This window comes from Massilia sp. ZL223 (assembly GCF_018119395.1).
In the GTDB taxonomy this organism is placed as follows: domain Bacteria; phylum Pseudomonadota; class Gammaproteobacteria; order Burkholderiales; family Burkholderiaceae_D; genus Telluria.
Window position 1 is genome coordinate 244,427 of record NZ_JAGPWD010000002.1, and the last position, 20,929, is coordinate 265,355.

Genomic DNA, 20,929 nt, shown 5'->3' on the forward strand with positions numbered 1-20,929 from the left:
CCCAGCACACCATGAAGAAACTATTCGCTGCCGTTTGCCTTTCCCTGCTGTCGCTCACGGCCTTCGCCGAGCGCGCCGACTCGCTCAAGCAGGCCGTCATCAACTTCGATTCGCTCGACGTCGACGAAGTCACCCAGACCCGCATCCTGACCGGCAACGTGGTCGTCACCCGCGGCACCCTGGTGCTCAAGTCGGACCGCGCGCTGGTGAAGGAAACCCCGGAAGGCTACATGAGCGTGACCCTGACCGCGAACCCGGGCAAGGTCGCCACCTTCCGCCAGAAGCGCGACGGCGGCCCCGACCTGTGGGTCGAAGGCCAGGCCCAGCGCATCGAATACGACGAGCGCTCCGAGATGGTCAAGCTGTTCGCCGACGCCGTGGTCAAGGAGCTGGAAAGCAAGCGCGTGACCAACGAGATCATCGCCCCCTTCATCTCCTACGACAACCGCAAGGAAGTGGCCAGCGTGCGCAACGACGCCAGCGGCCAGAGCAAGGTGGGTGGCGGCCGCGGCACCCTGATCCTGTCGCCCAAGCGCACCACCGCTCCGGCGGCGCCGGCTCCGGCAGGGAAGCCCTGATGGAGGCGCGCGACAGCGGCAGCACCCTGATCGTCAAGGGCCTGCAGAAAAGCTACGGCAAGCGCCTGGTGGTGCGCGACGTCTCGCTCCAGGTCGAGTGCGGCGAAGTGGTCGGCCTGCTGGGCCCGAACGGCGCCGGCAAGACCACGTCCTTCTACATGATCGTCGGCCTGGTGCCCTCGGACGCCGGCTCGATCGACATCAACGGCACCGATATCTCGAGCCTGCCGATCCACCGGCGCGCGGTGCTGGGCCTGTCCTACCTGCCGCAGGAAGCCTCGGTGTTCCGCAAGCTCACCGTCGAGGAGAACATCCGCGCTGTGCTGGAACTGCAGCAGGTCGATGGCCGGCCGCTGGGCAAGGACGAGATCAGCGAGCGCCTCGACACCCTGCTGGCCGAGCTGCAGATCGAGAAGCTGCGCGAGAACCCGGCCATGTCGCTGTCGGGCGGCGAACGGCGCCGGGTGGAGATCGCGCGCGCGCTGGCGACCAACCCGCGCTTCGTGCTGCTCGACGAGCCCTTCGCCGGCGTGGATCCGATCGCGGTGATCGAGATCCAGCGCATCGTGCGCTTCCTGAAGGAGCGCAAGATCGGCGTGCTCATCACCGACCACAATGTCCGCGAGACGCTCGGCATCTGCGACCGCGCCTACATCATCAACCAGGGCGCGGTGCTGGCCTCGGGCCGGCCGGATGATATTATCGCCAACGAATCCGTGCGCCGCGTCTATCTGGGTGAACACTTCCGCATGTAGACATGAAACAGTCCCTGCAACTCCGCACATCGCAGCATCTTGCACTGACGCCGCAACTCCAGCAGTCGATCCGGCTGCTGCAGCTGTCCACGCTCGAGCTGCACCAGGAGATCGAGCAGATCCTGTCCGACAATCCCCTGCTCGAGCGGCTCGACGACCCGCTCGACCGTTCGGTGCGCCTGCTGGCCGACGGCGCCATCAATAACGCGCCCGCCACTGGCGAAGCGCCCGCCGCTCCCGCGCAGGAAGGCGAGGGCGCGTCGGAGGCCTCCGCCGCCTCGGGCGAGAACGGCGAAGGCTTCGAAGGCGGCGACGGCGAGCGCGACGCGCCGGACGCCGACTGGGGTTCGGGCGGCGGCGCGGGCGGGGGCGAGGACGAAGACGGCCGCCCGCAGCTGGAAGCAAGTTCCGTCACCTTGCGCGAGCACCTGATGGAGCAGATCCGTGTCACCGGCTGTTCCGCGCGCGACCGCGCGCTGGCCGAGCTGGTCATCGACGCGCTGGACGACAACGGCTACCTGGAAGAACCGCTGGACGAGATCCATGCGCGCCTGCCGGAAGAGCTCGAGATCGAGATGGACGAGCTGCGCTGCGCGCTGGCGCTGGTGCAGAGCCTGGACCCGGTGGGCGTGGGCGCGCGCAGCGCGGGCGAATGCCTGGCGCTGCAGATCCGCCGTATGCAGGGCGTGCCCCTGGTGACGCGCCGCCTGGCGCTGAAGATCGTCGAAGGCTACCTGAGCTGGTTCGCCCAGCGCGAGTACAGCAAGCTCAAGAAGGCGCTGGATTGCGACGACGAAGACTTGCGCGAGGTGCAAGCCGTGGTGCGCCAGTGCAATCCTCATCCGGGCGCGGCCTTCGCCTCGAACGTGTCAGACTACGTGGTACCGGATGTGATCGTGCGCCGCGCCAAGAACGGCTGGGCCGTGATGCTGAACCCGGACGTGATGCCGCGCCTGCGGGTGAACAGCCTGTATGCGTCGCTGATGAAGCAGGGCAAGTGCGAAGGGCAGATGAACGCCCAGCTGCAGGAAGCGAAATGGCTGATCAAGAATATGCGTCAGCGTTTCGATACGATTTTGCGTGTGGCAGAGGCGATTGTGGAGCGCCAGAAGAACTTTTTCTCCCACGGCGCGGTTGCGATGCGTCCCCTTGTTTTACGTGAGATTGCTGATACACTAGGCCTACACGAAAGCACAATTTCTCGTGTTACAACGCAGAAGTACATGCTGACCCCGCACGGCATGTTCGAGTTGAAATACTTCTTCGGAAGCCACGTCGCCACCGAAGCGGGGGGAGAAGCCTCCTCGACGGCGATCCGCGCTCTCATTGCGCAATTGACAGGAGCAGAAGACCCTAAGAATCCTTTATCCGATAGCAAGATCGCGGAGATGCTCGGGGAACAAGGCATGGTCATTGCGCGCAGGACGGTCGCCAAATACCGAGAAGCGCTCAAGATCCCTCCCGTCAGCCTCCGCAAAGCCTTGTAACAGCGCTGCCCACTCCTGCCTTGTGCCTGGGCGGCGCGCTTTTCAAAGGAGTGTGTATGAACCTCACAATCAGTGGCCACCATCTCGAAGTGACTCCCGCTATCCGTGAATACGTTCAGAATAAGCTCGAGCGCATCATCAGGCATTTCGATCAAGTGATCGATACCCATGTCTTCCTCGCCGTCGACAACCTCACTGAAAAAGAAAAAAGGCAAAAAGCGGAGATTAACGTCCAGGTGTCCGGGAAGACCCTGCACGTGGCGAGTGTCGCCCAAGACCTGTATGCCGCGATCGACACGCTGATGGACAAGCTGGATCGGCAGGTTCTGAAACACAAGCAGATGTTGAAAGACCATAACCACCAGGCGATCAAACGCCTGCCGGATCAAGGCAGCGAAGAAGCCGCTGCGGCCTGACAGGCAGCAGGGCATACCAGCTAAGGGCGTCTGAGGGGGCGCCCTTTTTGCATCCAGCCTTTCCTTTGCCGCATTCCTCCCTAGCGAGCGGCGACGCTCCCGAGCTGCCTGGGCGCAGCGCCCGGGTCGGCTACCAATGTCCACAGGAAACAAGAGATCAGCAGGGCCGTGCCGGAGATCAGGAACAATGTGTGGGCGCCGGCGCCTTTCGCGAGAAGAAAGCCGACCTGGGTGGTGGCCAGCTGCGGGATCACGACCGACAGGTTGAAGATGCCCATGAAGAAGCCCATGCGCTGGCGGTCGATTTTTTCGCTCATGATGGCGAACGGCAGGCTGATGACGGCGCCCCAGCCGATGCCGGCGACCGCCATCAGCACGTACAGCGAGGCCTGGCTGCGCGCGAACAAGGCGATGGCGAGACAGGCGCCGGCCATGAGGGCCAGGCAGGCGGCATGCACCCTGACACGCCCGAACCTGCCCGATGCGCGCGGGAGCGCCAGCGCCGGCACGATGAAGCCGACGACGTTCATGATGGCGAAGGAGACGGCAACGACCTTTCCGGATGCGGCCGCTCCCGCGGCGGCCGCGGGAACGAGATAGGCCTGCACGAAGGCGATCAGGTAGACGAAGATCGCCTGGATTCCGAACCACGCGAACCCATGGGCGATCCAGATCTTCCATAGTTCCGGCCACTCGGTGCCGGTGGAGACGCTCGCATGCGCTGTTTCCGTTTTCGCGAGCACAGGCGCTTCCTTCACGAACAGCGTGGCGCAGGCGAACACCAGGACGATCAGGCAGCCGGCCTGGATCAGCGTCTCGTTGCCGATGAAAGCGCCGATCAGGTAGGCGACCACTCCCCAGAATCCCGACATGGCCTGCATCCACGAGAATCCCCGGGTCCGGGATTCGCCCTCCGGCGTCAGGTCCGCGATCAGGGCGCGCGCCGGATTCAGGCCGATATTGATGGACAAGTCGAGCGCCAGGGCGACGGCGCCGGCGACGATCACCAGGTCGGCGATGCCCAGGGCGCCGGCCAGCTTGTCGATCTTCGTCAGCAGATAGAGCGAGAGGGAGGAGGTGATGCCGGCGAGCAGGATGAACGGACGGCGGCGTCCGCCCCACAGCCAGGTCCTGTCGCTGGACAAGCCGACCAGCACCTGCCCGAGCATGCCGGCTACCGGGCCGGCGGCCCAGACGATCCCGATCTCGTGGATGGCGAGGTGGTATCTGGTGCTGAGCAGCCAGCTGAGCGCCGAGATCTGGACGCACAAGGCGAAACCCATGGCGGTGGCGGGCAGGCTGTTGAGGACGAGGCTGGCCTTCGAGGCAGGGGAGGGCTTGTTCATGCGAGGGGAGTCTTGAAAGTCTGTCTTGCGCAGGCCATGCGGCCTACGACACGGCTTGCGCTTCTTCGATGCGGCGGCCAGGATCGACCGATTGCATCATCTCGATCACAGCGCCGTCCTTGATCTTGATGATGCGCTGCGCGCCCTTGATCGTCTCCGGGCGGTGCGCGATGATCATGCGCGTCACGTCCATGCGCTTGAGCGCTTCCGTGATCAGCTTTTCGTTGTCGACGTCGAGATGGCTGGTGGCCTCGTCGAGCGCGAGGATCTTCGGCTGCTTGTACAGCGCCCGCGCCAGCAGCAGGCGCTGCTTCTGTCCTCCCGACAGGCCGGTGCCCAGGTCGCCCACCAGGGTGTGGAAACCCATCGGCATCCTGACGATCTCCTCGTGCAGGTTGGCGAGCCTGGCGCACTGCTCGACGCGCTCCCGGTCCGGCAGCGTATCGAAGAAGGTCACGTTGTCGGTGAGGCTGCCCGACAGCAGCGCGTCGTCCTGCATGACGGTGCCGATCTTCTTGCGCACGTTCGCCAGGCCGAGCTGGCGAATCGGAATGCCGCCGTAGCGCACCTCGCCCTCGGTCGGCTGCTGCAGGCCGAGCGCGATCTTGAGCAGGGTCGTCTTGCCCGCGCCCGAGGGCCCGGTGATGGCCACGCTTTCCCCGGAGCGGATGGTCAGGTTGACGTCCTTGAGTACCCAGGGCTCGCCCGTCGCATAGCGGAAGCTGACGTTGCGCAGTTCGATCGACGGCTCCAGGTGTTCGAGGTCGTTGTAGGGAATGTTGCCGTCCTCGGTGTCGCGTTCGCGTTCCGTCAGGACGATGTCGCCCAGGCGCTCGGTGTGCAGGCTGAGCATGCGCAGCTGCACGGTGTAATTGATCAGGCCCGCGACCCGGCCGGTGAACTGGCCCTTGTAGCTGAGGAAGGCGAACAGCATGCCGACCGAGATCCCGCCCGCCACGCCGGTCTGGCCGTGGATCACCATGCGCGCACCGAGCCAGAAGATCACCAGGTTCTCGATCCCGAAGATGAGGGTGTTGGCGCAGGCGTACCAGATGTTCATGCGCGCGGTCTTGATATCGCGGTTCTGCACTTCGACGATCAGGTTCTGCCAGCGCGCCCGGCGCTCGTCCTCGCGGCCGTACAGTTTGAGCGGGACGATCGAGCGGATGGTTTCGATGAAATGGGTGTTCTCTTTCGCGGACAGCACCATGCGCTCGGCCGCCGCGTTGCGGTAGGGCTGGTAGCTGAGCCGGCGCATCAGTGCGTAGGCGGCGCAGGAAATCAGGACCGGCACGGCCAGCACCGGCGCATACACGAACATCATGACCAGCGAGGTGATCGCCATGAGCCCGTCGAGCATGGCTTCCACGACCGAGGTGGTGAGGGTGCGCTGGATCGCGCCGACGGCGGAGAAGCGCGAGGTGATGTCGCCCAGGTGGCGCTTCTCAAAGTAGTCCGCGGGCAGCTTCACCATGTGCGCGAAGACGTTGCCGACCCATTGCAGGCCGACGGTCTGCCCCAGCACCATGACCATCCAGGAGCGCACCAGCGCGATGAAGGTCTGGACCAGGAGCAGCAGCGCGAAGCCGGCGATCAGGACGTCGAGCAGGTCCAGGTCGCCGGAGGTCAGGACGTTGTCGAGCACCAGCTGGTTGAGGATCGGCCCGGTGATCGCGAACAGCTCGAGCACCAGCGCGAGCGCGAAGATCTGCGCCAGCGAGCGCCACACGCCCGACACCTGCCCGGTCAGCCTCGACAGGCTCAGGCGCGGCTTGGGCGGCTGTTCCTCGAATTCGACGGTGGGCGTGAGCTCCAGGGCGACACCGGTGAAGTGGCGCGACACGTCGGCCATGGCCACGCGCCGCCGGCCCACCGCCGGGTCGAGGATGGTGATGTCCGCACGCGAGACCTTTTCCAGCACCACGAAGTGATTCAGGTCCCAATGCAGGATGCAGGGAAGGGCGAGTTCCCGCAGTTCGTCCAGGTCGAGGCGCAGGGGGCGTGCGGCCAGGCCCAGCTCGGCCGAATACGCGATGATGCTCTCGAGCGTGGCCCCTTTGAGCGACAGGGGAAAACGGCGGCGCAGGTCGTTCAGGTCCCAGTGCTGGCCGTGCGCCGTGGCGATCATCGCCAGGCAAACCAGGCCGCACTCGGCCGCCTGGGTTTGCAGCTTGGGTGTCATCGGACTTGTCCTTCAGGCCGCGCGGCAGCCGCGTTGACATCGTCGAGCGCGCGAACCACTTCATCCAGCACCGCGCCGGGCGGAAATCCGCCGGCGTCTTCCAGGCCGTGGCTGACGCCGTCCACCAGCTTGACGCTGCAATCGGCCGGCGCGGAGGTCTTGGCGCCCTCGACGCGGCAGGGCCCCGGCGCGGGCAGGGGGAAGAAATAGTCCTGCGCGCCAAACAGGTAGATCACCTTGCCGGTGTAGGGGCCCAGTTGTTCCAAGGTGGTCTTGTTCGCGTTTTGTTGCTCCTGGGCGTAGCGAAGATTCCATCCCACCGGCATCGGGTGTCCCTCGAAGCTGGCCGACAGGATGGCGTTCTCCGGCAGTACCTTGTCATGGAGGCCCAGCCGGTAGATGTCGCGGAACATTTGCTGGCGTAGCGGGAGAAAATCGCGGCTGAGCACTTCGCCGCCCGCGAATTCCCGCATCCTGTCGAGCTGCGGCGGCGTGCCTGGGCTGCCGGCGCAGCTGAAGATCTTTTCCACCGTCAGCTGCTTGTACGGACAGCGGGCGAAGGCCTTCCTGGCAAGCGCGGCAAAGTGCTCGCGGCTGGTCTGGTACCAGGCGACGTGGGAGACCGGCACCTGCGGCCCGCCGATCGAGACGATGCCCGCCGGCTGGATCGCGCCTTGCCCGGCGAGGACGCTGACGTGATGCATGCCTTCCGAGAACGGCAGGGCGATCTGCCGCAGCTTCCCGGTGCGTGGATGTTCCCGCAGCGCGGTGAACACGCGGCCGGTGTCGGCGGTGATCGACGAGAGGCTGACGCCGGCACGCAGCCGGTAGTCGACGCAGTGCTGCACGAAGGAAGCCGCGCGTGCCGCCGGCGTATCGCCGCGGATGCATGTGCGCGGCAAGGCGTAGCCACGCTGGCCGTAGTAGGCGACGGCATAGCCCGCGGCCAGCAGGCTTGCCGTCGTGCCGCCGCGGCTGTCCGGGTCGTAGGCGGCCCGCTTCAATTCGGAGCCCAGGTAAGGATCCGCTACGCCACCGGAGCCCGGTACGACGACCACGAGCGCCCGCGGCGTGCGGTTCTCCGGCCACGCGACCTCGATCGTGATGGAGGCGCCCTGGTCGAGCGCCACCGGAATATCGATACGGCTGGCCGGGGGAAGCGGCGCGGCGATGCCGGGGGCGGCGATCCAGGCAGCCGAGCAAATGAGCAAATGGCGAAGACGGCGGAATCCGGGCATGGCAAGGCAAAAATAGGTCATTGTAAAGCTGGTATGGCACGACAGGGACGGCGTGGCCGGCCCTGTCGTGCCGGTGATGCTAGTTCAGACGCTTAGCGCAGCAGATTACGGCTTGCAGGACATTTCGTCATCTTCCGGCTTGTCCGAGCTGCTCGAGCTCGAGGTGCTCGGCGACGACGAGGAGCTGGTGGAGCCCGACGAACCCGACGAAACCGGCAGGCACTGCTGGGTGTAGGTCGTGGTCGTGGAGGTGGTCGGCGAGTTCAGGGTGCCGCTCGCGCCCGGGACCGGACCGGTCGCGCTGATGGTGCCCGAGGTGCTGAAGCCGGTCGTGGTGGTCGACTGGGTCATGGTGGTCGTGCCGGCATAGCCCGGTGGGCAATAGTTCGGGAAGGCGGTGCTGCTGCCGCTGCTGGTGCTGGTCGAGCCGGTGCTGCCGCCGGAATCGCCATCGGCTGCCATCATCAGGCCGCCATAAACCACGGTAACTTCTTGTTTTTCTAAGACACGCATTTGAATCTCCAATCAAACTAAAAATCGCCGGACCTTGCCGGCACTTGCTTTCGCATCCCTGCATGGCAGGGGCGAAATCTCGGGGGCGTCACTGGTGCGCTCAAGGCACCATGCACACGCCTTCGTCGTCTTCGCTCTGGTCGGAAGCACTGCTGCTGCTGTCGCCGCTGGAGCTGGTCGAACCGCTGCCGGTCGAACCGCTGCCGGTGGAACCGCTGCCGCTGGTCGAGCCGGAATTTACCGGCGGCAGGCACTCGTAGCGGGTGCTGGTCTCGACCTTCGGCGCCGGCATGGTGGCCGTGGTCGAGCCGGTGCCCATGCCGCTCGTGGTGCTGCCGGAGGGGTAGGACTGGGTGACGGTGGTGGTGTACAGCGTCACGCCCGAGTAGCCGTCCGGGCAGCCGTAGCGGCCGCTGAAATTCGGGTCCATGGTCGGCTCGGCCATCAGGCCGCCGGCCACGCTTGCCACTTCACTTTGCTGCAAGATTCGCATCTAGTCTCCTTCGATGATTACTGCGATTGATCGGTCCAGCCCCTTGCCGGACCGTCCGTTCGGCCGCGCACTTCGCCGCGGCCTACAAGGTCCCATGTCTGGCGCGGGCCGCCAGGAGCGGGTCGAGCACGAGCTCCCACACCCTGCGCCGGTCCTGCACCACGTCCCCCTCGAGCGCCATGCCCGCCACCAGCGGATACCGCTTTCCATAGGCGTCCACGCTTTGCTCCTTGAGACGTACTTCGATCCGGTACAAGGGCTCGTTCGCCTGCGCGCCCGCCAGCAAGGCCTGCGCCTGCCCCGCCGGCAAGTCCTGCGGTGCGATCGGCGAACTGCTGATGCGGCTGACCTTTCCCTGCGCCATGCCGAATTTCTGGTACGGGAAGGCCGCGTAGCGCAGCCATACTGTCTGTCCGGGCTGCACGAAGCCCCGGGTCCTGCTGGGCGCGTACAACTGCGCCTGCAGGTGCACGTCGCCCTGGTGGTCGGTCGGCAGCAGCACGCCCAGCGTCTGTCCGGCATTGATGGCCTGGCCGGGCTTGATGGTCAGCCCCGAGACGACGCCGTCGCGCGTGGCGCGGATCACGAGCCGGCGCCTGGCTTCGGTTTCGATGCGCTCCTGGCGCAGGGCGGCCAGGCCGCGCTCGACTTCGCCCAGCTCGGTGTTCAGTTGCAGTTCCGCCTGCCGCTGTTCCGCCGTGAAGGCGTCGAGCTGGCTGAGCAGCTCATCGCGGTTGCGTTCGGCGCTGTGCTGGCGCGCCTTGGTGTCGAGGAATTCCTCCTGCTTTTGCTGGGCCTGCATGCCGGAGACGAAGCCGGAACCGGCCAGGCGCGTGAAGCGCTGCAGGCCCTGTTCGGCCAGGTCCACGCGCTGGCGCGCCAGGTCCACTTCGTCTTTGCTCCGCTGCACTTGGGCGGCGAGGCTGCGCACCCTGGCGGCCAGGGCTTCCTGGCGCTGTTGCCCCAGCATGGCGCGGCTGCGGCGCTCCGCCTCCAGCGCGGCGGCGCGCGAGTCGATGTTCTGCAGCACCAGCTCCACCGTGTCGCCTTGCCCGGTCGAGCGGTCCATGCCCAGCGTGGCAAGCACGGCGCCTTGCCGGACCTGCTGGCCTTCCTGTACCGGCAGGTCGACGATCGTCCCCGAGCTCGCCGCGATCACCTGCAAGGCGCCCGCAGCCGGCACCAGGACGCCGGAGACATGCGCCTTGCGCGTGATTTCGCCGAAGGTGCAGAAGGCGATCAGCCCAGCGCCCAGCGCCAGCGAGATCCCGGTCATCAGGGAGAAGTCGAGCCGGCGGCCGACCCGGATGCTGCCGAGCAGGGAGTCGTTCTTCGCCTCCAGGGCTTCTTTCCTGAAGAGCAGGCTCATGCCGATGCCTCCGGCAGATCGGCGAACGGGGCCGCGATGCGCACGGCCGCTTCCAGCACCGGTAGGGCGGGATCGGCGAATTCGATCGTGTACGCCGTGAGCCGGCGTATCGGCAAACGCTGCGTATCGCCTGCCGATTCGCGCACTGCGAACAAGCCGCCGCCGTGGTCGCAGCGTGCGATGATCCATGCGCCATCGGCGCCGGCCGCGAAGCCGACCGTGGCCGCATGCGCGAGTTCGATGCGGTGGTCGCGCCGTCCGCCGGCAATCTGCTCCCGGATGAAGCGGCCGATGTGCACGGGATCGGGGGCCTCGCCGGCATGCGAAGGATCCACCGCGCGGAAGATCGCGCGCTTGGCGGCTTCGCGATACAGGCCGGTGCGGTCGGCGCAGAGCCTGGCGCATTGGCGCGCGGCGGCCGCGCGCTGCGCCGGCGCGACCAGGTCGTCGAGCAGCGCGCGCAGCGCAAGCAGGTGCGCGGGCGGCGCCTCGTCCCACACCGCCGCCAGGTCCCATGCCAGGGCCGGCTGCGGGCTTGCGTGGACCATGTCGATGCGCTCGCACTGGAAGTAGCCGATCAGGGCGGCCACGGTCGACCAGAGCAGGGCGCCGTCAGGGCCGCATGCCGCCGCCTGCGCCGCCTCGCGCGGGACGCCGCACAGCCGCAGCGCTTCGCCGGCCAGGGTCTGGCGATAGGCCGACCGCGCGCGTTCGGCCAGCATGGCGATGCGTTCCTCGGTGGCGAAGACGGGATCCAGGTAGCGCCCGAAGAAATAGGCGCTCGCGCGCAGCGCGTCGGGCAGGGTGGCGAAATGCCGGCTGAAAGGCAGGGACGCCAGCATGGTCGCCACATTGGCCCACGAGGGCACCGCCGAGGTGGCGCCGAAATCGAGCAGTTTGCCGTCCAGGGCGATGTTGGACACGGTGTTGCTGCCGTGCGGCAGGCGGTGGACGAAGGAATACGCGAGTTGCTGCGCCCAGTTCACCCACAGGCGCTCGTAGAGTGCCGCCAGCGTCTGCGCGCCCCAGGCGGCGCCGGTGCGGGCGAAGCATGCGGCCACGCGCAGGGTGTCGAACATCCCTTCTTTCGGGTAGCCGGAGTGGAAGGCCGTGGCGCGCTGGAAGTGCGCGGGACGGACGAAGCAGGGCCGTACGAGCAAGGTGCGGCGCTCGAGCTTGGGGCCGGCGGATTCCTGCCATTCCTGGACCAGCCCGGTGTCGATGATCGCCAGGGCCGGGATCGCGGAATGGGGAAACTCGGCGCGCACGATTTCGCCGTAGATGACTTCCCTGACCGATTCTTCGAGGTAGGCGCCGCCAGAGGCGTGGGCCGGATCGGTGAGGGCGCTCACCAGCGGCGTGCGTCCGCAACCCTTCACCAGGTAGCCGTTGACGACGACGGCGCGTCCGCTGCCGCCGTTGGCGCCGATGCCGAGGCCGCCATAGCGGTCCGCATGGCCCGTCGTTTCCGCGCCGCTGGTCCAGGCTTCCTCGTCCACCAGGTAGGCGCACGCGGACAACAGATGCTCCTCGTAGCGCGCGGCATCGCCGCCGCAGGCGGCAAACTGCGGATCCGCCTCGGCTGCGCCGAGGTTCAGCCAAAGGATCCGCGCGTTCTCGATGCGGCGCAGCCTGACCGGTACGTGGTGGCTGCCTTCGCCGAACAGCCAGCGGCTGCCGGCTGCGCCGAGACAGGAGACGTCCGGCATCGGCGGATGGCTTTCGGCAGACTGGAGATCACGCATGGCCGGCCCCCGCCTGCCGCAGCCAGCGTGTGCCGCGGGCGGACTGGCTGCTGCGATCCATGTCGACGACATGGGCCGGCCCGTGCTGGCTTGCCGGCACATAGAGCAAGATCCGCCGCTCCTCGGGAAAAAGGCCGGTGTGGATGTCGGCCTCCATGGCGTCGAATACCGGCGCCGATACCGAGGCCAGCCACAGGCACAGGATGCCGCCTTCGTTCCATTCCGCGGTATTGAGCTGATGCAGCGGCGCTTGCGCGATACGGGCGATCGTTCGTTCGGACAGCCATGCCCAGGCCAGCAGGCCTGCGGGGGCGCCGTCTTCCGTGCGGTACAGGCGCAGCTGGCGCAAGGCCAGCGATTCGCCGACCAGGTGCAGGGTCGCCGACAGCGGCGCCTGCATGTGGACCGGGGCGAAGCGCAAGGCGGTCAGGCTGGCGCCGGTTTCGCCGGCGCGCACGAGGTTCGGCAGGCGTCCGTGCAATACCTCGTCGCGCGGCGTCAGGGGACCCCGGGCGCAGGGCGGGGTGCCGGGCGAAGCGAAAAAGCTGGTGCGGTCGTGGCGCGACACCTGCTTCACCAGTCGGGTGCGGCCCTTGTAGCGGAAATAGGTGGCGCTCTGCGCTTGTGCGAACAGGTGGTCGCGCAGCGCCGCGAGGATGTGGCGCAGGCTGCCGTTGACGGCGCTGAAATCGATCACCCACAGCTCGTCGCCGCTGCGCCAGTCGGCAGGCGCGAGCGCGGCCGGGCCGGAACGGAGCAGCGACTGGCTGAGCGCCGGGCTCACCATTGCCCAGCTGACGAAGCCCACCGTACGTCCGACAGCGTCGGTGAAAAAGCAGTATTGGCTGTTTTCGATTGCCGCCATCAGCCGGTTCAAATGAACCCCGGCAGGAATGCCGCCCCATTGTCCATTGAAATAGCGAACGGCAAGGCCGAGCGCCAATTCTTTTCTGGACTGAGGGTCGCCCGGGAAATGCAGGCGAGCGAGCAATTCTTCAATGACGGCAATACTCATCAAGACGGCTTCTTGTTTTACTACGGCTGTATTATTTATTTAAAGCGGGTAATAAAACTACCTCACCGCATTCCGGGGGCGCTGCGCGACATCGTGCTGCCTGTCCGTCAATATCCCGGCGGGCCAGATTCTAAAGCGTTAACCCGCTTGTTCAGCCGATCTTTAATGATTTCCCGTCAACCTTGCCAGGTTGTTACTTTGATTGGAAATCATATATGCATCTTTGTAGTAAAATTAAAAGAACGCCAGTTATTATGCAGAATGAATGAACTCGGCGCATGCGAATTGGATATATTCGATGGTGCTTTTCATTTCGCGAAGTTTGACTACTTTTATTGCTTGCCGTAGGAAAGCGAATATCGCCGGGAGATAATCCGCATTGGGTAATCCATATTGAATAATTAAAATATCGGATGTAATGCGCATAAATAAAAGCGGCGCGAGTCGATAGCGGCAGAAAGCGATGGGGAAAGCTTGCCCCTGCCGATGTTTCTATCGCGATTCGAGTTCTGTAGAATAGATATCTTTTCGATCACAGAACACGCCATGACCGACCATGTCCTGACCCGCGTCGCCAACCGTACCGGCATCATTACCCTCGATCGCCCGAAGGCCCTGAACTCCCTGTCGCTCGAGATGGTCCGCGCCATGACCGCCATCCTGCTGGACTGGCAGGACGACAGCGCGGTCGATGCGGTGGTCATCACCAGCACCAGCGAAAAAGCGCTGTGCGCAGGCGGCGACATCCGCTTCTTCCATGACGTGGGCCATGCGACCCCGATGGGCGGCAGCGCGCTGCTGGAAGACTTCTTCACCGAGGAATACGCGCTCAACCACCTGATCCATTTCTATCCGAAGCCCTATATCGCCATCATGGACGGTGTGGTGATGGGCGGCGGCATGGGTATCGCCCAGGGCGGCCCGGACTGCGGCCTGCGCATCGTGACCGACCGCACCAAGATGGCCATGCCCGAGGTGAACATCGGCCTGTTCCCGGATGTGGGCGGCAGCCACTTCCTGTCGCATGCGCCTGGGCAGCTGGGCAACTACCTCGGCCTGACCGGGCTGACCGTGGGCGCGGCCGATGCCCTCTATGTGGGACTGGCGGACGTGTTCGTGCCGGGCGCCGGGCTGGCGGGGCTGAACCAGATCATCGAGACCACGCCGGGCAAGGAACTGCCGGCGGCGATCCGCGCATTCGCGGCGCAGTTCGCCGGCCAGGCAGGCGCAAGCGAGCTGCAGGCGCAGCGCGGGGTGATCGATGCGCATTTCGGCGCGGCTTCGGTGGCGGCGGTGATGGCATCGCTGGAACGTGACGAGAGCCCGTTCGCGCAAAAGGCGCTCAAGGCGATGCGGCTGCGCTCGCCCTTGATGATGTGCGTGACGCGCGAGCTGCTGGCGCGCGGGGCGGCGATGGATGTGGCGGATTGCCTGCGCATGGAGCGCAACCTGGTGCGCCGCAATTTCGAGCACGGCGAGGTGCTGGAAGGCGTGCGTGCGCTGGTGATCGACAAGGACAATGCGCCCAAGTGGAATCCGGCGACTTTGGAAGAGGTGACGCCGGAGATGGTGGAGCGCTTCTTCGTGCCGGCGTGGCCGGCGGTTGCGCATCCGTTAAGGCATTTGAAGTAAGACTGCCTCTAGGGGGCAATACAGCATCGTTCGGCCCGCACCACCAGCACGTCGTACGCGCCACTGGCGCCTACGACGTGCTGGGGTAGCGGGTACTAAGTGAGGGGGGAGAGCACAGACAGCTTACGCCGTCAGATTCTTCGGCTGCTCCCGATGCCTGACGATCACCCGCTCGGTCGCTCCGAAATACGCCCCCAGCCTTTCGGCCATGTACACCGAGCGGTGCTGCCCGCCGGTGCAGCCCACGGCCACGGTCAGGTAGCTGCGGTTATCCGTCTTGAACGACGGCAGCCACTTCTCCACGAAAGCCCGGATATCCTCCAGCATCTCCGCCGCGCTCGGCTGCGCGTCGAGGAAGGCGATCACCGGCGCGTCGCGGCCGGTCAAGGGCCGCAGCGCCAGGTCGTAATACGGATTCGGAATCGCCCGCACATCGAACACGAAGTCGGCATCCAGCGGCACCCCCACCTTGAAGGCGAAGGATTCGAAGAACAAAGTCAGCGGCGCGTGGTCGACCTCGGCCAGCTCCTTGATCCAGGCGCGCAGCTTGTTGGCCGACAGTTCCGAGGTGTCGATCACATGGCCCAGGTTCTCGATCGCCGACAGGCGCTCGCGCTCTTCGGCGATGCATTCGATCAGGGTGCGGCGCGAAGCCGGGTTTTCGCCCGGGCGCAGCTCGTGCGACAGCGGATGGCTGCGGCGGGTCTCGGAGAAGCGCGCCACCAGCGAATGGGTGCTCGAGGTCAGGAACATCACCGTGACCGAATGGCCTTCCTCGCGCAGGCGGCGCACGCTCACTGGCAGTTCCACCAGCGACTCGGCGCTGCGCGCATCGACCGCGACCCCGACCTTGCCGGTGCCGGTCTCGTTCACCGCGGCGACCAGGGCCGGCAGCAGCGCAGGCGGCAGGTTGTCGACGCAGTAGTAGCCTGCGTCTTCCAATACGTTGAGGGCAACCGATTTGCCCGATCCGGAGATGCCAGTAATGAGGACGATGTGCATGGCCCGATGATACCGCAAGCCTTGCCGTTCTGTCAGTCGCCGCTCATGGCCTGGCGCTGGCGCTCCATGAACTCCTGCAGGGTGTCGATGCCGCGCAGCTGGAGGATGGTGTTGCGCACGGCGGCCTCGAGCAGCACCGCGATGTTGCGGCCGGCCGCGACGGGAATCACGACCTTGCGGATCGGCAGGCCGAGCACGTCCTCGGTCGGGAAGTGGAAGGGCAGGCGCTCCACCTCTTCGTCGAGCGCGCCGCGCTTGACCAGGTGGACGATCAGCTTGAGGCGCATCTTGCGCCGCACCGCGGTCTCGCCGAAGATCGCCTTGATGTCGAGCAGGCCCAGGCCGCGCACTTCCAGCAGGTTCTGCAGCAGCGGCGGGCAGCGGCCCTCGATCATGTTGGGAGCGATGCGCGAGAACTCCACCGCATCGTCGGCCACCAGGCCGTGCGAGCGCGAAATCAGTTCCAGGCCCAGCTCGCTCTTGCCCAGGCCGGAGTCGCCGGTGATCAGGACGCCCACGCCCAGCACGTCCATGAACACGCCGTGCATGATCACGCGCTGGGCCAGCTTCTTGGACAGGTAGACGCGCAGGAAGTCGATCACCTGGGCCGCCGGCAGCGGGGTCGAGAACAGCGGAATGTTCTGCTCGTCGCAGATGGCGAGGATGTCGGGCGGGGTTTCCAGGCCCTGGGCGATGATCAGGGCCGGCGGACCGCCGCCGATCAGTTCGCCGATCACGTGGGTGCGCGAACTGGACTTGAGGCGGGTGTAGTAATTCAGTTCCTGGTGCCCGAAGACCTGGATACGGCCCGGGTGGATCAGGTTCAGGTGGCCGACCTGGTCGGCGGCCGAAGCGGCGTCGCCCGCGATCTGGCGCTCGCCGCCGGGAAAGCCTGCAAACCAGCCCAGCTGGAGACTATCGCGATTGTCGTCGTACAGCCGTTGGATGGTCAGCGGAGATTGCAGCATGGCGTTTTCTGGAAAGGCGCAGCCAAATTGCCGCGCGGCAGTCGCAGTATAGCTTAGCCGAGAGCTTGCAGGCTTGGCTGCCAGTTGATGATGCGCTCGTGGACCGATTTCGGGTCGGTATCCGTGGCCAGCGCCGTGCGCACCGCTTCGTCGGAGAACAGCTCGGCGATCTCGGACAGGATCTCCAGGTGCTGCTGGGTGACGTGGTCCGGGATCAGGAGGAAGAACAGCAGGCTGACCGGCTGGCCGTCGGGCGATTCGAAGGGAATCGGCTCCTTCAGGCGCACGAAGGCGGCCAGCGGCGACTTCAGGCTCTTGCTGCCCTTGATGCGGCCGTGCGGCACGGCGACCCCATGGCCCAGGCCGGTCGAACCGAGGCGCTCGCGCGCGAACAGGTTGTCCGAGACGGTCGAACGGGCGATGCCGCAGTTGTTCTCGAAGATCAGGCCGGCTTGCTCGAAAGCACGCTTTTTGCTCGATACTTCGAGGTCGAGCTGCACGTTGTCGAGCGAGAGGATTTTGCTAAGGTTCGTCATAACGTATGGTGCGATGCACAAGTGGTGTGCTTGCGAGCACGCATTATAGGCCTGTTTCACAGCCATGACATTCGATTTCGCGTCCGTATCTAGGCCTTGCCGAACGCCCGTCTGACACACGACGAAACAGGGGTCTTTCCGTCTTATTTCTCAGCTATTTTGGAACGCAATTTCCTTAACGAAATCCAGCTGCAGGGCCAGCGAACGTATGCCCGTGCCGCGTTCCACCGACTTTTGAACACGTTCTGCTCAAAAATCGGGCAGTGCTAAAAAGATCATTTTCCATCGTTCCGGATGATGTCGATTCGGCCACGACTGTGGCCAAAATCGTACATCTATCCTTCATGTCCATCGCTTACTGGCGTTTACTGGCGCGCCGTGCGCAGGTTGGACGGCTTGCCGGTGCTGAAATTCGCGCGCCAGGGATTGATGTCCAGGCCGCCGCGCCGGGTATAGCGGGCATAGACCGCCAGCTTGGTCGGCTTGCACTGACGCAGTACATCCATGAAGATGCGCTCCACGCACTGCTCGTGGAATTCGTTGTGCTCGCGGAAGCCGATCAGGTATTTCAGCAGGCCTTCCTGGTCGATCTGCGGTCCCACGTAATGGATTTGCACGGTGCCCCAGTCCGGCTGGCCGGTGACCAGGCAATTCGACTTGAGCAGGTGCGAGACCAGGGTCTCCTCGACCGGCGCTTCCTCATGGTTCGCGCTGAGCAGGTGCGGCGAAGGCACATAGGCGTCGATCTCGACATCCAGGCGGTCGAGCAGGGTGCCCTCGAACTCGCCCATTTTCAGGCTGCCGAAGGCGTCCGGCGTGGTGAGCGCGACGTGGACCGTGGCGCCGAAGGCGTTCGACAGGTCTTCGCGCAGCAGCGCCAGCAGGGCGTCGGTGTTGGCCAGGCGGGTCTGGTTGAAGGAATTCAGGTAGAGCTTGAAAGACTTGGACTCGACGATGTTGGGCGAGTCGGCCGGCGCGCTGAAGGTGGCGATGGCCACCTGCGGCTTGCCGCGCATGTTCAGCCAGGACAGCTCGTAGGCGTTCCAGATGTCGACCCCGAAGAAGGGCAGGGTGCCCGACAGTCCCAGTTCCTCGCGCTTTTGCTGGCGCGGGATCGGGAACAGCAGCTCGGGCGCGTACTGGCTTTGATATGCAGCGGTTTTGCCAAGTGGCGATTGATCAGGAGTATTCATAGAAAAGACAGGGTGCTTGTGACACCCGTAGGGTCGGCAGCTCCGCTGCCGACGCGTTCAATAATCGTGTGCGGCGCCGCGCTGGTAACGCAGCCCGCGTCGGGCCGCTCAGGACCCCAGGAACAACTTATACACCGGATTGGCGCTCTCGTCCCAGTATCGGTAACCGAGCGTGGCGAGGAATTGCCGGAACTCTTCCATCTCCGCCTTCGGCACCTGCAGGCCGACCAGGATGCGGCCGACATCGCCGCCCTGGTTACGGTAGTGGAACAGCGAAATGTTCCAGTTCGGCGCCATGCTGTCCAGGAAGCGCATCAGCGCGCCGGGACGCTCGGGGAATTCGAAACGGTACAGCAATTCGTCGTGCGCCAGCGTGCTCTTGCCGCCGACCAGGTGGCGGATGTGCAGCTTGGCCAGCTCGTCGTAGGTGAGGTCCAGGGTGCTGAAGCCGTGTTCCTCGAAGGTGCGCGCCAGCAGGCCGGATTCGCCGCGGCTGCCGACCTGCACGCCCACGAACACATGGGCTTCGCGCGCGTCGCTGATGCGGTAGTTGAATTCGGTGACATTGCGCGGACCGACCAGGGCGCAGAAGCGGCGGAAGCTGCCGCGCTGCTCCGGGATGGTGACCGCGAACACCGCTTCGCGCGATTCGCCCAGCTCGGCGCGTTCGGCCACGAAACGCAGGCGGTCGAAGTTCATGTTGGCGCCGCAGGCCACGGCCACCAGGGTTTCGTTTTTCACCGGCTCGCGGTCCATCTGCGAACGCTCGACATAGGCCTTGGCGCCGGCCACGGCCAGCGCGCCGGCCGGCTCCAGGATGCTGCGGGTGTCCTGGAACACGTCCTGGATCGCGGCGCAGATGGCGTCGGTGTCGACCAGGATGATTTCGTCGACCACTTCCCTGGCCACGCGGAAGGTTTCCTCGCCCACCAGGCGCACCGCGGTGCCGTCCGAGAACAGGCCGACGTCGGGCAGGGTGACGCGCTCGCCTGCCTTGAGGCTGCGCGCCATCGCATCCGAATCCAGGGTCTGCACGCCGATCACCTTGATGTCAGGGCGTACCGCCTTGATGTAGGCGCCGACGCCGGCGACCAGGCCGCCGCCGCCGATGGCCACGAAGACCGCGTGGATCGGGCCGGAGTGCTGGCGCAGGATCTCCATGCCGATGGTGCCCTGGCCGGCGATCACGTCCGGATCGTCGAAGGGATGGACGAAGGTCAGGCGCTGTTCCTTTTCCAGCAGCAGGGCGTGGTTGTAGGCGTCGGTGTAGGAGTCGCCGTGCAGCACCACTTCCACGCTGGCGCCGCCGCGCGCCTTGACGGCGTCGATCTTCACCTGCGGCGTGGTGGTCGGCATCACGATCAGGGCGCGGCAGCCGAGGCGGCAGGCCGACAGGGCCACGCCCTGGGCATGGTTGCCGGCCGAGGCGCAGATCACGCCGCGCTTGAGCTGCTCGGGCGAGAGGTTGGCCATCTTGTTGTAGGCGCCGCGCAGCTTGAAGCTGAACACGCTCTGCATGTCCTCGCGCTTGAAGTAAATGCGGTTGCCCATGCGCTGGGACAGCGTGGGCGCCAGTTCCAGCGGCGTTTCCTCGGCCACGTCGTAGACGCGGGCGGTCAGGATTTTCTTGAGGTAGTCGGTAGTCATGGTCGGATGTCTGTAATGAGTGCCAGGGGCGCCGGCGGTCCGGGACGACGCGAACTGTTTTGCCGGGAGGGTAGCCGAGGCATGCAGTACCGCACTACGACATGAAGCACTGGATAGCAGGCTCGTCGTATCGTGTCGTGACGATAAGTGAGGGTCATTATAATGGACGCTCAACACTATCGTCCCAGACCACCATCGATGATCGAAAACGCCGTCCTCTGGCTCCTGAATGTGCTCGCCGCGCCGACCGTGGGCCTGACGTCGGTATTCCTCATCAGCTTCGTCTCGGCCACCCTGTTGCCGCTGGGCTCGGAACCGGCGGTGTTCGCGGTGGTGAAGGCCAACCCGGCGATGTTCTGGCCGGCGATCTTCGTCGCCACCGTCGGCAATACCCTGGGCGGGGCGGTGGATTACTTCGTCGGCTACCGCGCCAAGGTGGCCTTCGCCAAGGAACGCCAGAGCAGGTGGTTCGGCTGGCTCAAGAAGTATGGCGCCAAGACCATGCTGCTGTCCTGGGTGCCGGGGGTGGGGGATCCGCTGTGCACGCTGGCGGGGTGGCTGCACTTGCCGTTCTGGCCGAGCGTGATGTACATGGCGATCGGCAAGTTCTTGCGGTATGTGACGATGACGGCGGTGCTGCTGTATATCCCGAACGGGTTCTGGAAGACGGTGGGGGAGTTCTTCGAACGCCTCATCGGTTAAGCCTGCCGCGAACTATGCATCGTCATCCCGGCGAAGGCCGAAACAATGCCACTGGCATTGTTTCGTCCAAGTTTGCGTGAGCAGCCACGCACGCAAACTTGGGTTCCGGCCT

The 20,929-nt window shown here is 65.3% G+C and carries 20 protein-coding genes; 7 read left to right on the forward strand and 13 right to left on the reverse strand.

All coding sequences use genetic code 11. The annotated features are described in order from the left end of the window. Positions 1–11 precede the first annotated feature (11 nt). From lptA to hpf, 4 genes are read left to right on the forward strand one after another with little or no spacing between them, the layout of a single operon-like run. Positions 12–578: a lipopolysaccharide transport periplasmic protein LptA gene (gene lptA, locus KBW95_RS02600; protein WP_211527419.1), complete on the forward strand. Its 567-nt coding sequence runs from the start codon at positions 12–14 to the stop codon at positions 576–578. Further along, on the forward strand, positions 578–1,333 hold the full coding sequence (gene lptB / locus KBW95_RS02605) for an LPS export ABC transporter ATP-binding protein (RefSeq protein WP_211524227.1): 756 nt from the start codon (positions 578–580) through the stop codon (positions 1,331–1,333). The genes lptA and lptB overlap by 1 nt, the downstream gene beginning before the upstream one ends. 2 nt (positions 1,334–1,335) lie before the next feature. Next, entirely contained in the window at positions 1,336–2,820 is a 1,485-nt protein-coding gene (locus KBW95_RS02610) for an RNA polymerase factor sigma-54 (protein ID WP_211524228.1), read from the forward strand. Between the two features lie 56 nt (positions 2,821–2,876). After that, complete coding sequence (gene hpf / locus KBW95_RS02615) at positions 2,877–3,236, forward strand: ribosome hibernation-promoting factor, HPF/YfiA family (protein WP_211524229.1); 360 nt, start codon at positions 2,877–2,879, stop codon at positions 3,234–3,236. An 80-nt stretch (positions 3,237–3,316) separates the two neighbouring features. Here the strand turns inward: hpf and KBW95_RS02620 are convergent, their stop codons facing one another. The 8 genes from KBW95_RS02620 to KBW95_RS02655 form a co-directional block, all read right to left on the reverse strand. After that, entirely contained in the window at positions 3,317–4,582 is a 1,266-nt protein-coding gene (locus KBW95_RS02620; protein ID WP_211524230.1) for an MFS transporter, read from the reverse strand. 43 nt (positions 4,583–4,625) lie between these two features. Beyond that, positions 4,626–6,764 carry a peptidase domain-containing ABC transporter gene (locus KBW95_RS02625; protein WP_211527420.1) on the reverse strand — a complete coding sequence of 713 codons (2,139 nt, stop codon included), beginning with the start codon at positions 6,762–6,764 and terminating at the stop codon, positions 4,626–4,628. Beyond that, positions 6,761–8,023, reverse strand: coding sequence for a hypothetical protein (locus tag KBW95_RS02630; RefSeq protein WP_211527421.1), 1,263 nt, complete (start codon positions 8,021–8,023; stop codon positions 6,761–6,763). Before KBW95_RS02630 ends, KBW95_RS02625 begins: the two co-directional genes overlap by 4 nt. Before the next feature lie 84 nt (positions 8,024–8,107). Continuing rightward, complete coding sequence (locus KBW95_RS02635; protein ID WP_211524233.1) at positions 8,108–8,515, reverse strand: hypothetical protein; 408 nt, start codon at positions 8,513–8,515, stop codon at positions 8,108–8,110. A 100-nt stretch (positions 8,516–8,615) separates the two neighbouring features. After that, positions 8,616–9,008: a hypothetical protein gene (locus KBW95_RS02640; protein ID WP_211527422.1), complete on the reverse strand. Its 393-nt coding sequence runs from the start codon at positions 9,006–9,008 to the stop codon at positions 8,616–8,618. Between the two features lie 82 nt (positions 9,009–9,090). Further along, positions 9,091–10,377 (reverse strand): HlyD family secretion protein, encoded by a 1,287-nt coding sequence (locus tag KBW95_RS02645; protein WP_211527423.1) that lies wholly within the window; start codon positions 10,375–10,377, stop codon positions 9,091–9,093. Continuing rightward, positions 10,374–12,122, reverse strand: a complete 1,749-nt coding sequence (locus tag KBW95_RS02650) for a hypothetical protein (protein ID WP_211527424.1) — start codon at positions 12,120–12,122, stop codon at positions 10,374–10,376. Before KBW95_RS02650 ends, KBW95_RS02645 begins: the two co-directional genes overlap by 4 nt. Continuing rightward, positions 12,115–12,987 (reverse strand): toxin-activating lysine-acyltransferase, encoded by an 873-nt coding sequence (locus KBW95_RS02655; protein ID WP_211527425.1) that lies wholly within the window; start codon positions 12,985–12,987, stop codon positions 12,115–12,117. Before KBW95_RS02655 ends, KBW95_RS02650 begins: the two co-directional genes overlap by 8 nt. A 12-nt stretch (positions 12,988–12,999) precedes the next feature. On the opposite strand from KBW95_RS02655, the gene KBW95_RS02660 reads away from it, so the two are divergent. Further along, the gene (locus KBW95_RS02660) at positions 13,000–13,485 is read left to right on the forward strand and encodes a hypothetical protein (protein ID WP_211527426.1); all 486 of its coding nucleotides are present in this window, start codon (positions 13,000–13,002) and stop codon (positions 13,483–13,485) included. A gap of 198 nt (positions 13,486–13,683) precedes the next feature. Beyond that, a complete protein-coding gene (locus KBW95_RS02665; protein WP_211524239.1) occupies positions 13,684–14,769 on the forward strand; it encodes an enoyl-CoA hydratase/isomerase family protein in 1,086 nt (361 codons plus the stop codon). A gap of 123 nt (positions 14,770–14,892) precedes the next feature. Here the strand turns inward: KBW95_RS02665 and rapZ are convergent, their stop codons facing one another. The 5 genes from rapZ to ilvA form a co-directional block, all read right to left on the reverse strand. Continuing rightward, positions 14,893–15,771 (reverse strand): RNase adapter RapZ, encoded by an 879-nt coding sequence (gene rapZ, locus KBW95_RS02670; RefSeq protein WP_211524240.1) that lies wholly within the window; start codon positions 15,769–15,771, stop codon positions 14,893–14,895. Between the two features lie 32 nt (positions 15,772–15,803). Next, complete coding sequence (gene hprK, locus KBW95_RS02675) at positions 15,804–16,739, reverse strand: HPr(Ser) kinase/phosphatase (RefSeq protein WP_211524241.1); 936 nt, start codon at positions 16,737–16,739, stop codon at positions 15,804–15,806. Positions 16,740–16,792: 53 nt separating this feature from the next. Beyond that, on the reverse strand, positions 16,793–17,275 hold the full coding sequence (locus KBW95_RS02680) for a PTS sugar transporter subunit IIA (RefSeq protein WP_211524242.1): 483 nt from the start codon (positions 17,273–17,275) through the stop codon (positions 16,793–16,795). A gap of 365 nt (positions 17,276–17,640) precedes the next feature. Then, positions 17,641–18,468 (reverse strand): NADPH-dependent 7-cyano-7-deazaguanine reductase QueF, encoded by an 828-nt coding sequence (gene queF, locus KBW95_RS02685; RefSeq protein WP_211524243.1) that lies wholly within the window; start codon positions 18,466–18,468, stop codon positions 17,641–17,643. A gap of 108 nt (positions 18,469–18,576) precedes the next feature. Beyond that, positions 18,577–20,202: a threonine ammonia-lyase, biosynthetic gene (gene ilvA / locus KBW95_RS02690; RefSeq protein WP_373888746.1), complete on the reverse strand. Its 1,626-nt coding sequence runs from the start codon at positions 20,200–20,202 to the stop codon at positions 18,577–18,579. Between the two features lie 111 nt (positions 20,203–20,313). Here ilvA and KBW95_RS02695 point away from each other — a divergent pair, with 111 nt between their 5' ends. After that, positions 20,314–20,817 (forward strand): YqaA family protein, encoded by a 504-nt coding sequence (locus KBW95_RS02695; protein ID WP_211524245.1) that lies wholly within the window; start codon positions 20,314–20,316, stop codon positions 20,815–20,817. The last annotated feature ends 112 nt before the right edge of the window (positions 20,818–20,929 follow it).

Bases quoted from the DNA above. Each gene is read 5' to 3' on its own strand.
- KBW95_RS02625 (WP_211527420.1), bottom strand. From the start codon at position 6,764: ATGACACCCAAGCTGCAAACCCAGGCGGCCGAGTGCGGCCTGGTTTGC.
- KBW95_RS02640 (WP_211527422.1), bottom strand. From the start codon at position 9,008: ATGCGAATCTTGCAGCAAAGTGAAGTGGCAAGCGTGGCCGGCGGCCTG.
- rapZ (WP_211524240.1), bottom strand. From the start codon at position 15,771: ATGCACATCGTCCTCATTACTGGCATCTCCGGATCGGGCAAATCGGTT.
- KBW95_RS02635 (WP_211524233.1), bottom strand. From the start codon at position 8,515: ATGCGTGTCTTAGAAAAACAAGAAGTTACCGTGGTTTATGGCGGCCTG.
- KBW95_RS02610 (WP_211524228.1), top strand. From the start codon at position 1,336: ATGAAACAGTCCCTGCAACTCCGCACATCGCAGCATCTTGCACTGACG.
- KBW95_RS02680 (WP_211524242.1), bottom strand. From the start codon at position 17,275: ATGACGAACCTTAGCAAAATCCTCTCGCTCGACAACGTGCAGCTCGAC.
- KBW95_RS02655 (WP_211527425.1), bottom strand. From the start codon at position 12,987: ATGGCGGCAATCGAAAACAGCCAATACTGCTTTTTCACCGACGCTGTC.
- KBW95_RS02660 (WP_211527426.1), top strand. From the start codon at position 13,000: ATGAACCCCGGCAGGAATGCCGCCCCATTGTCCATTGAAATAGCGAAC.
- hpf (WP_211524229.1), top strand. From the start codon at position 2,877: ATGAACCTCACAATCAGTGGCCACCATCTCGAAGTGACTCCCGCTATC.
- queF (WP_211524243.1), bottom strand. From the start codon at position 18,468: ATGAATACTCCTGATCAATCGCCACTTGGCAAAACCGCTGCATATCAA.
- KBW95_RS02650 (WP_211527424.1), bottom strand. From the start codon at position 12,122: ATGCGTGATCTCCAGTCTGCCGAAAGCCATCCGCCGATGCCGGACGTC.
- KBW95_RS02695 (WP_211524245.1), top strand. From the start codon at position 20,314: ATGATCGAAAACGCCGTCCTCTGGCTCCTGAATGTGCTCGCCGCGCCG.
- hprK (WP_211524241.1), bottom strand. From the start codon at position 16,739: ATGCTGCAATCTCCGCTGACCATCCAACGGCTGTACGACGACAATCGC.
- KBW95_RS02630 (WP_211527421.1), bottom strand. From the start codon at position 8,023: ATGACCTATTTTTGCCTTGCCATGCCCGGATTCCGCCGTCTTCGCCAT.
- lptB (WP_211524227.1), top strand. From the start codon at position 578: ATGGAGGCGCGCGACAGCGGCAGCACCCTGATCGTCAAGGGCCTGCAG.
- KBW95_RS02645 (WP_211527423.1), bottom strand. From the start codon at position 10,377: ATGAGCCTGCTCTTCAGGAAAGAAGCCCTGGAGGCGAAGAACGACTCC.
- lptA (WP_211527419.1), top strand. From the start codon at position 12: ATGAAGAAACTATTCGCTGCCGTTTGCCTTTCCCTGCTGTCGCTCACG.
- KBW95_RS02620 (WP_211524230.1), bottom strand. From the start codon at position 4,582: ATGAACAAGCCCTCCCCTGCCTCGAAGGCCAGCCTCGTCCTCAACAGC.
- KBW95_RS02665 (WP_211524239.1), top strand. From the start codon at position 13,684: ATGACCGACCATGTCCTGACCCGCGTCGCCAACCGTACCGGCATCATT.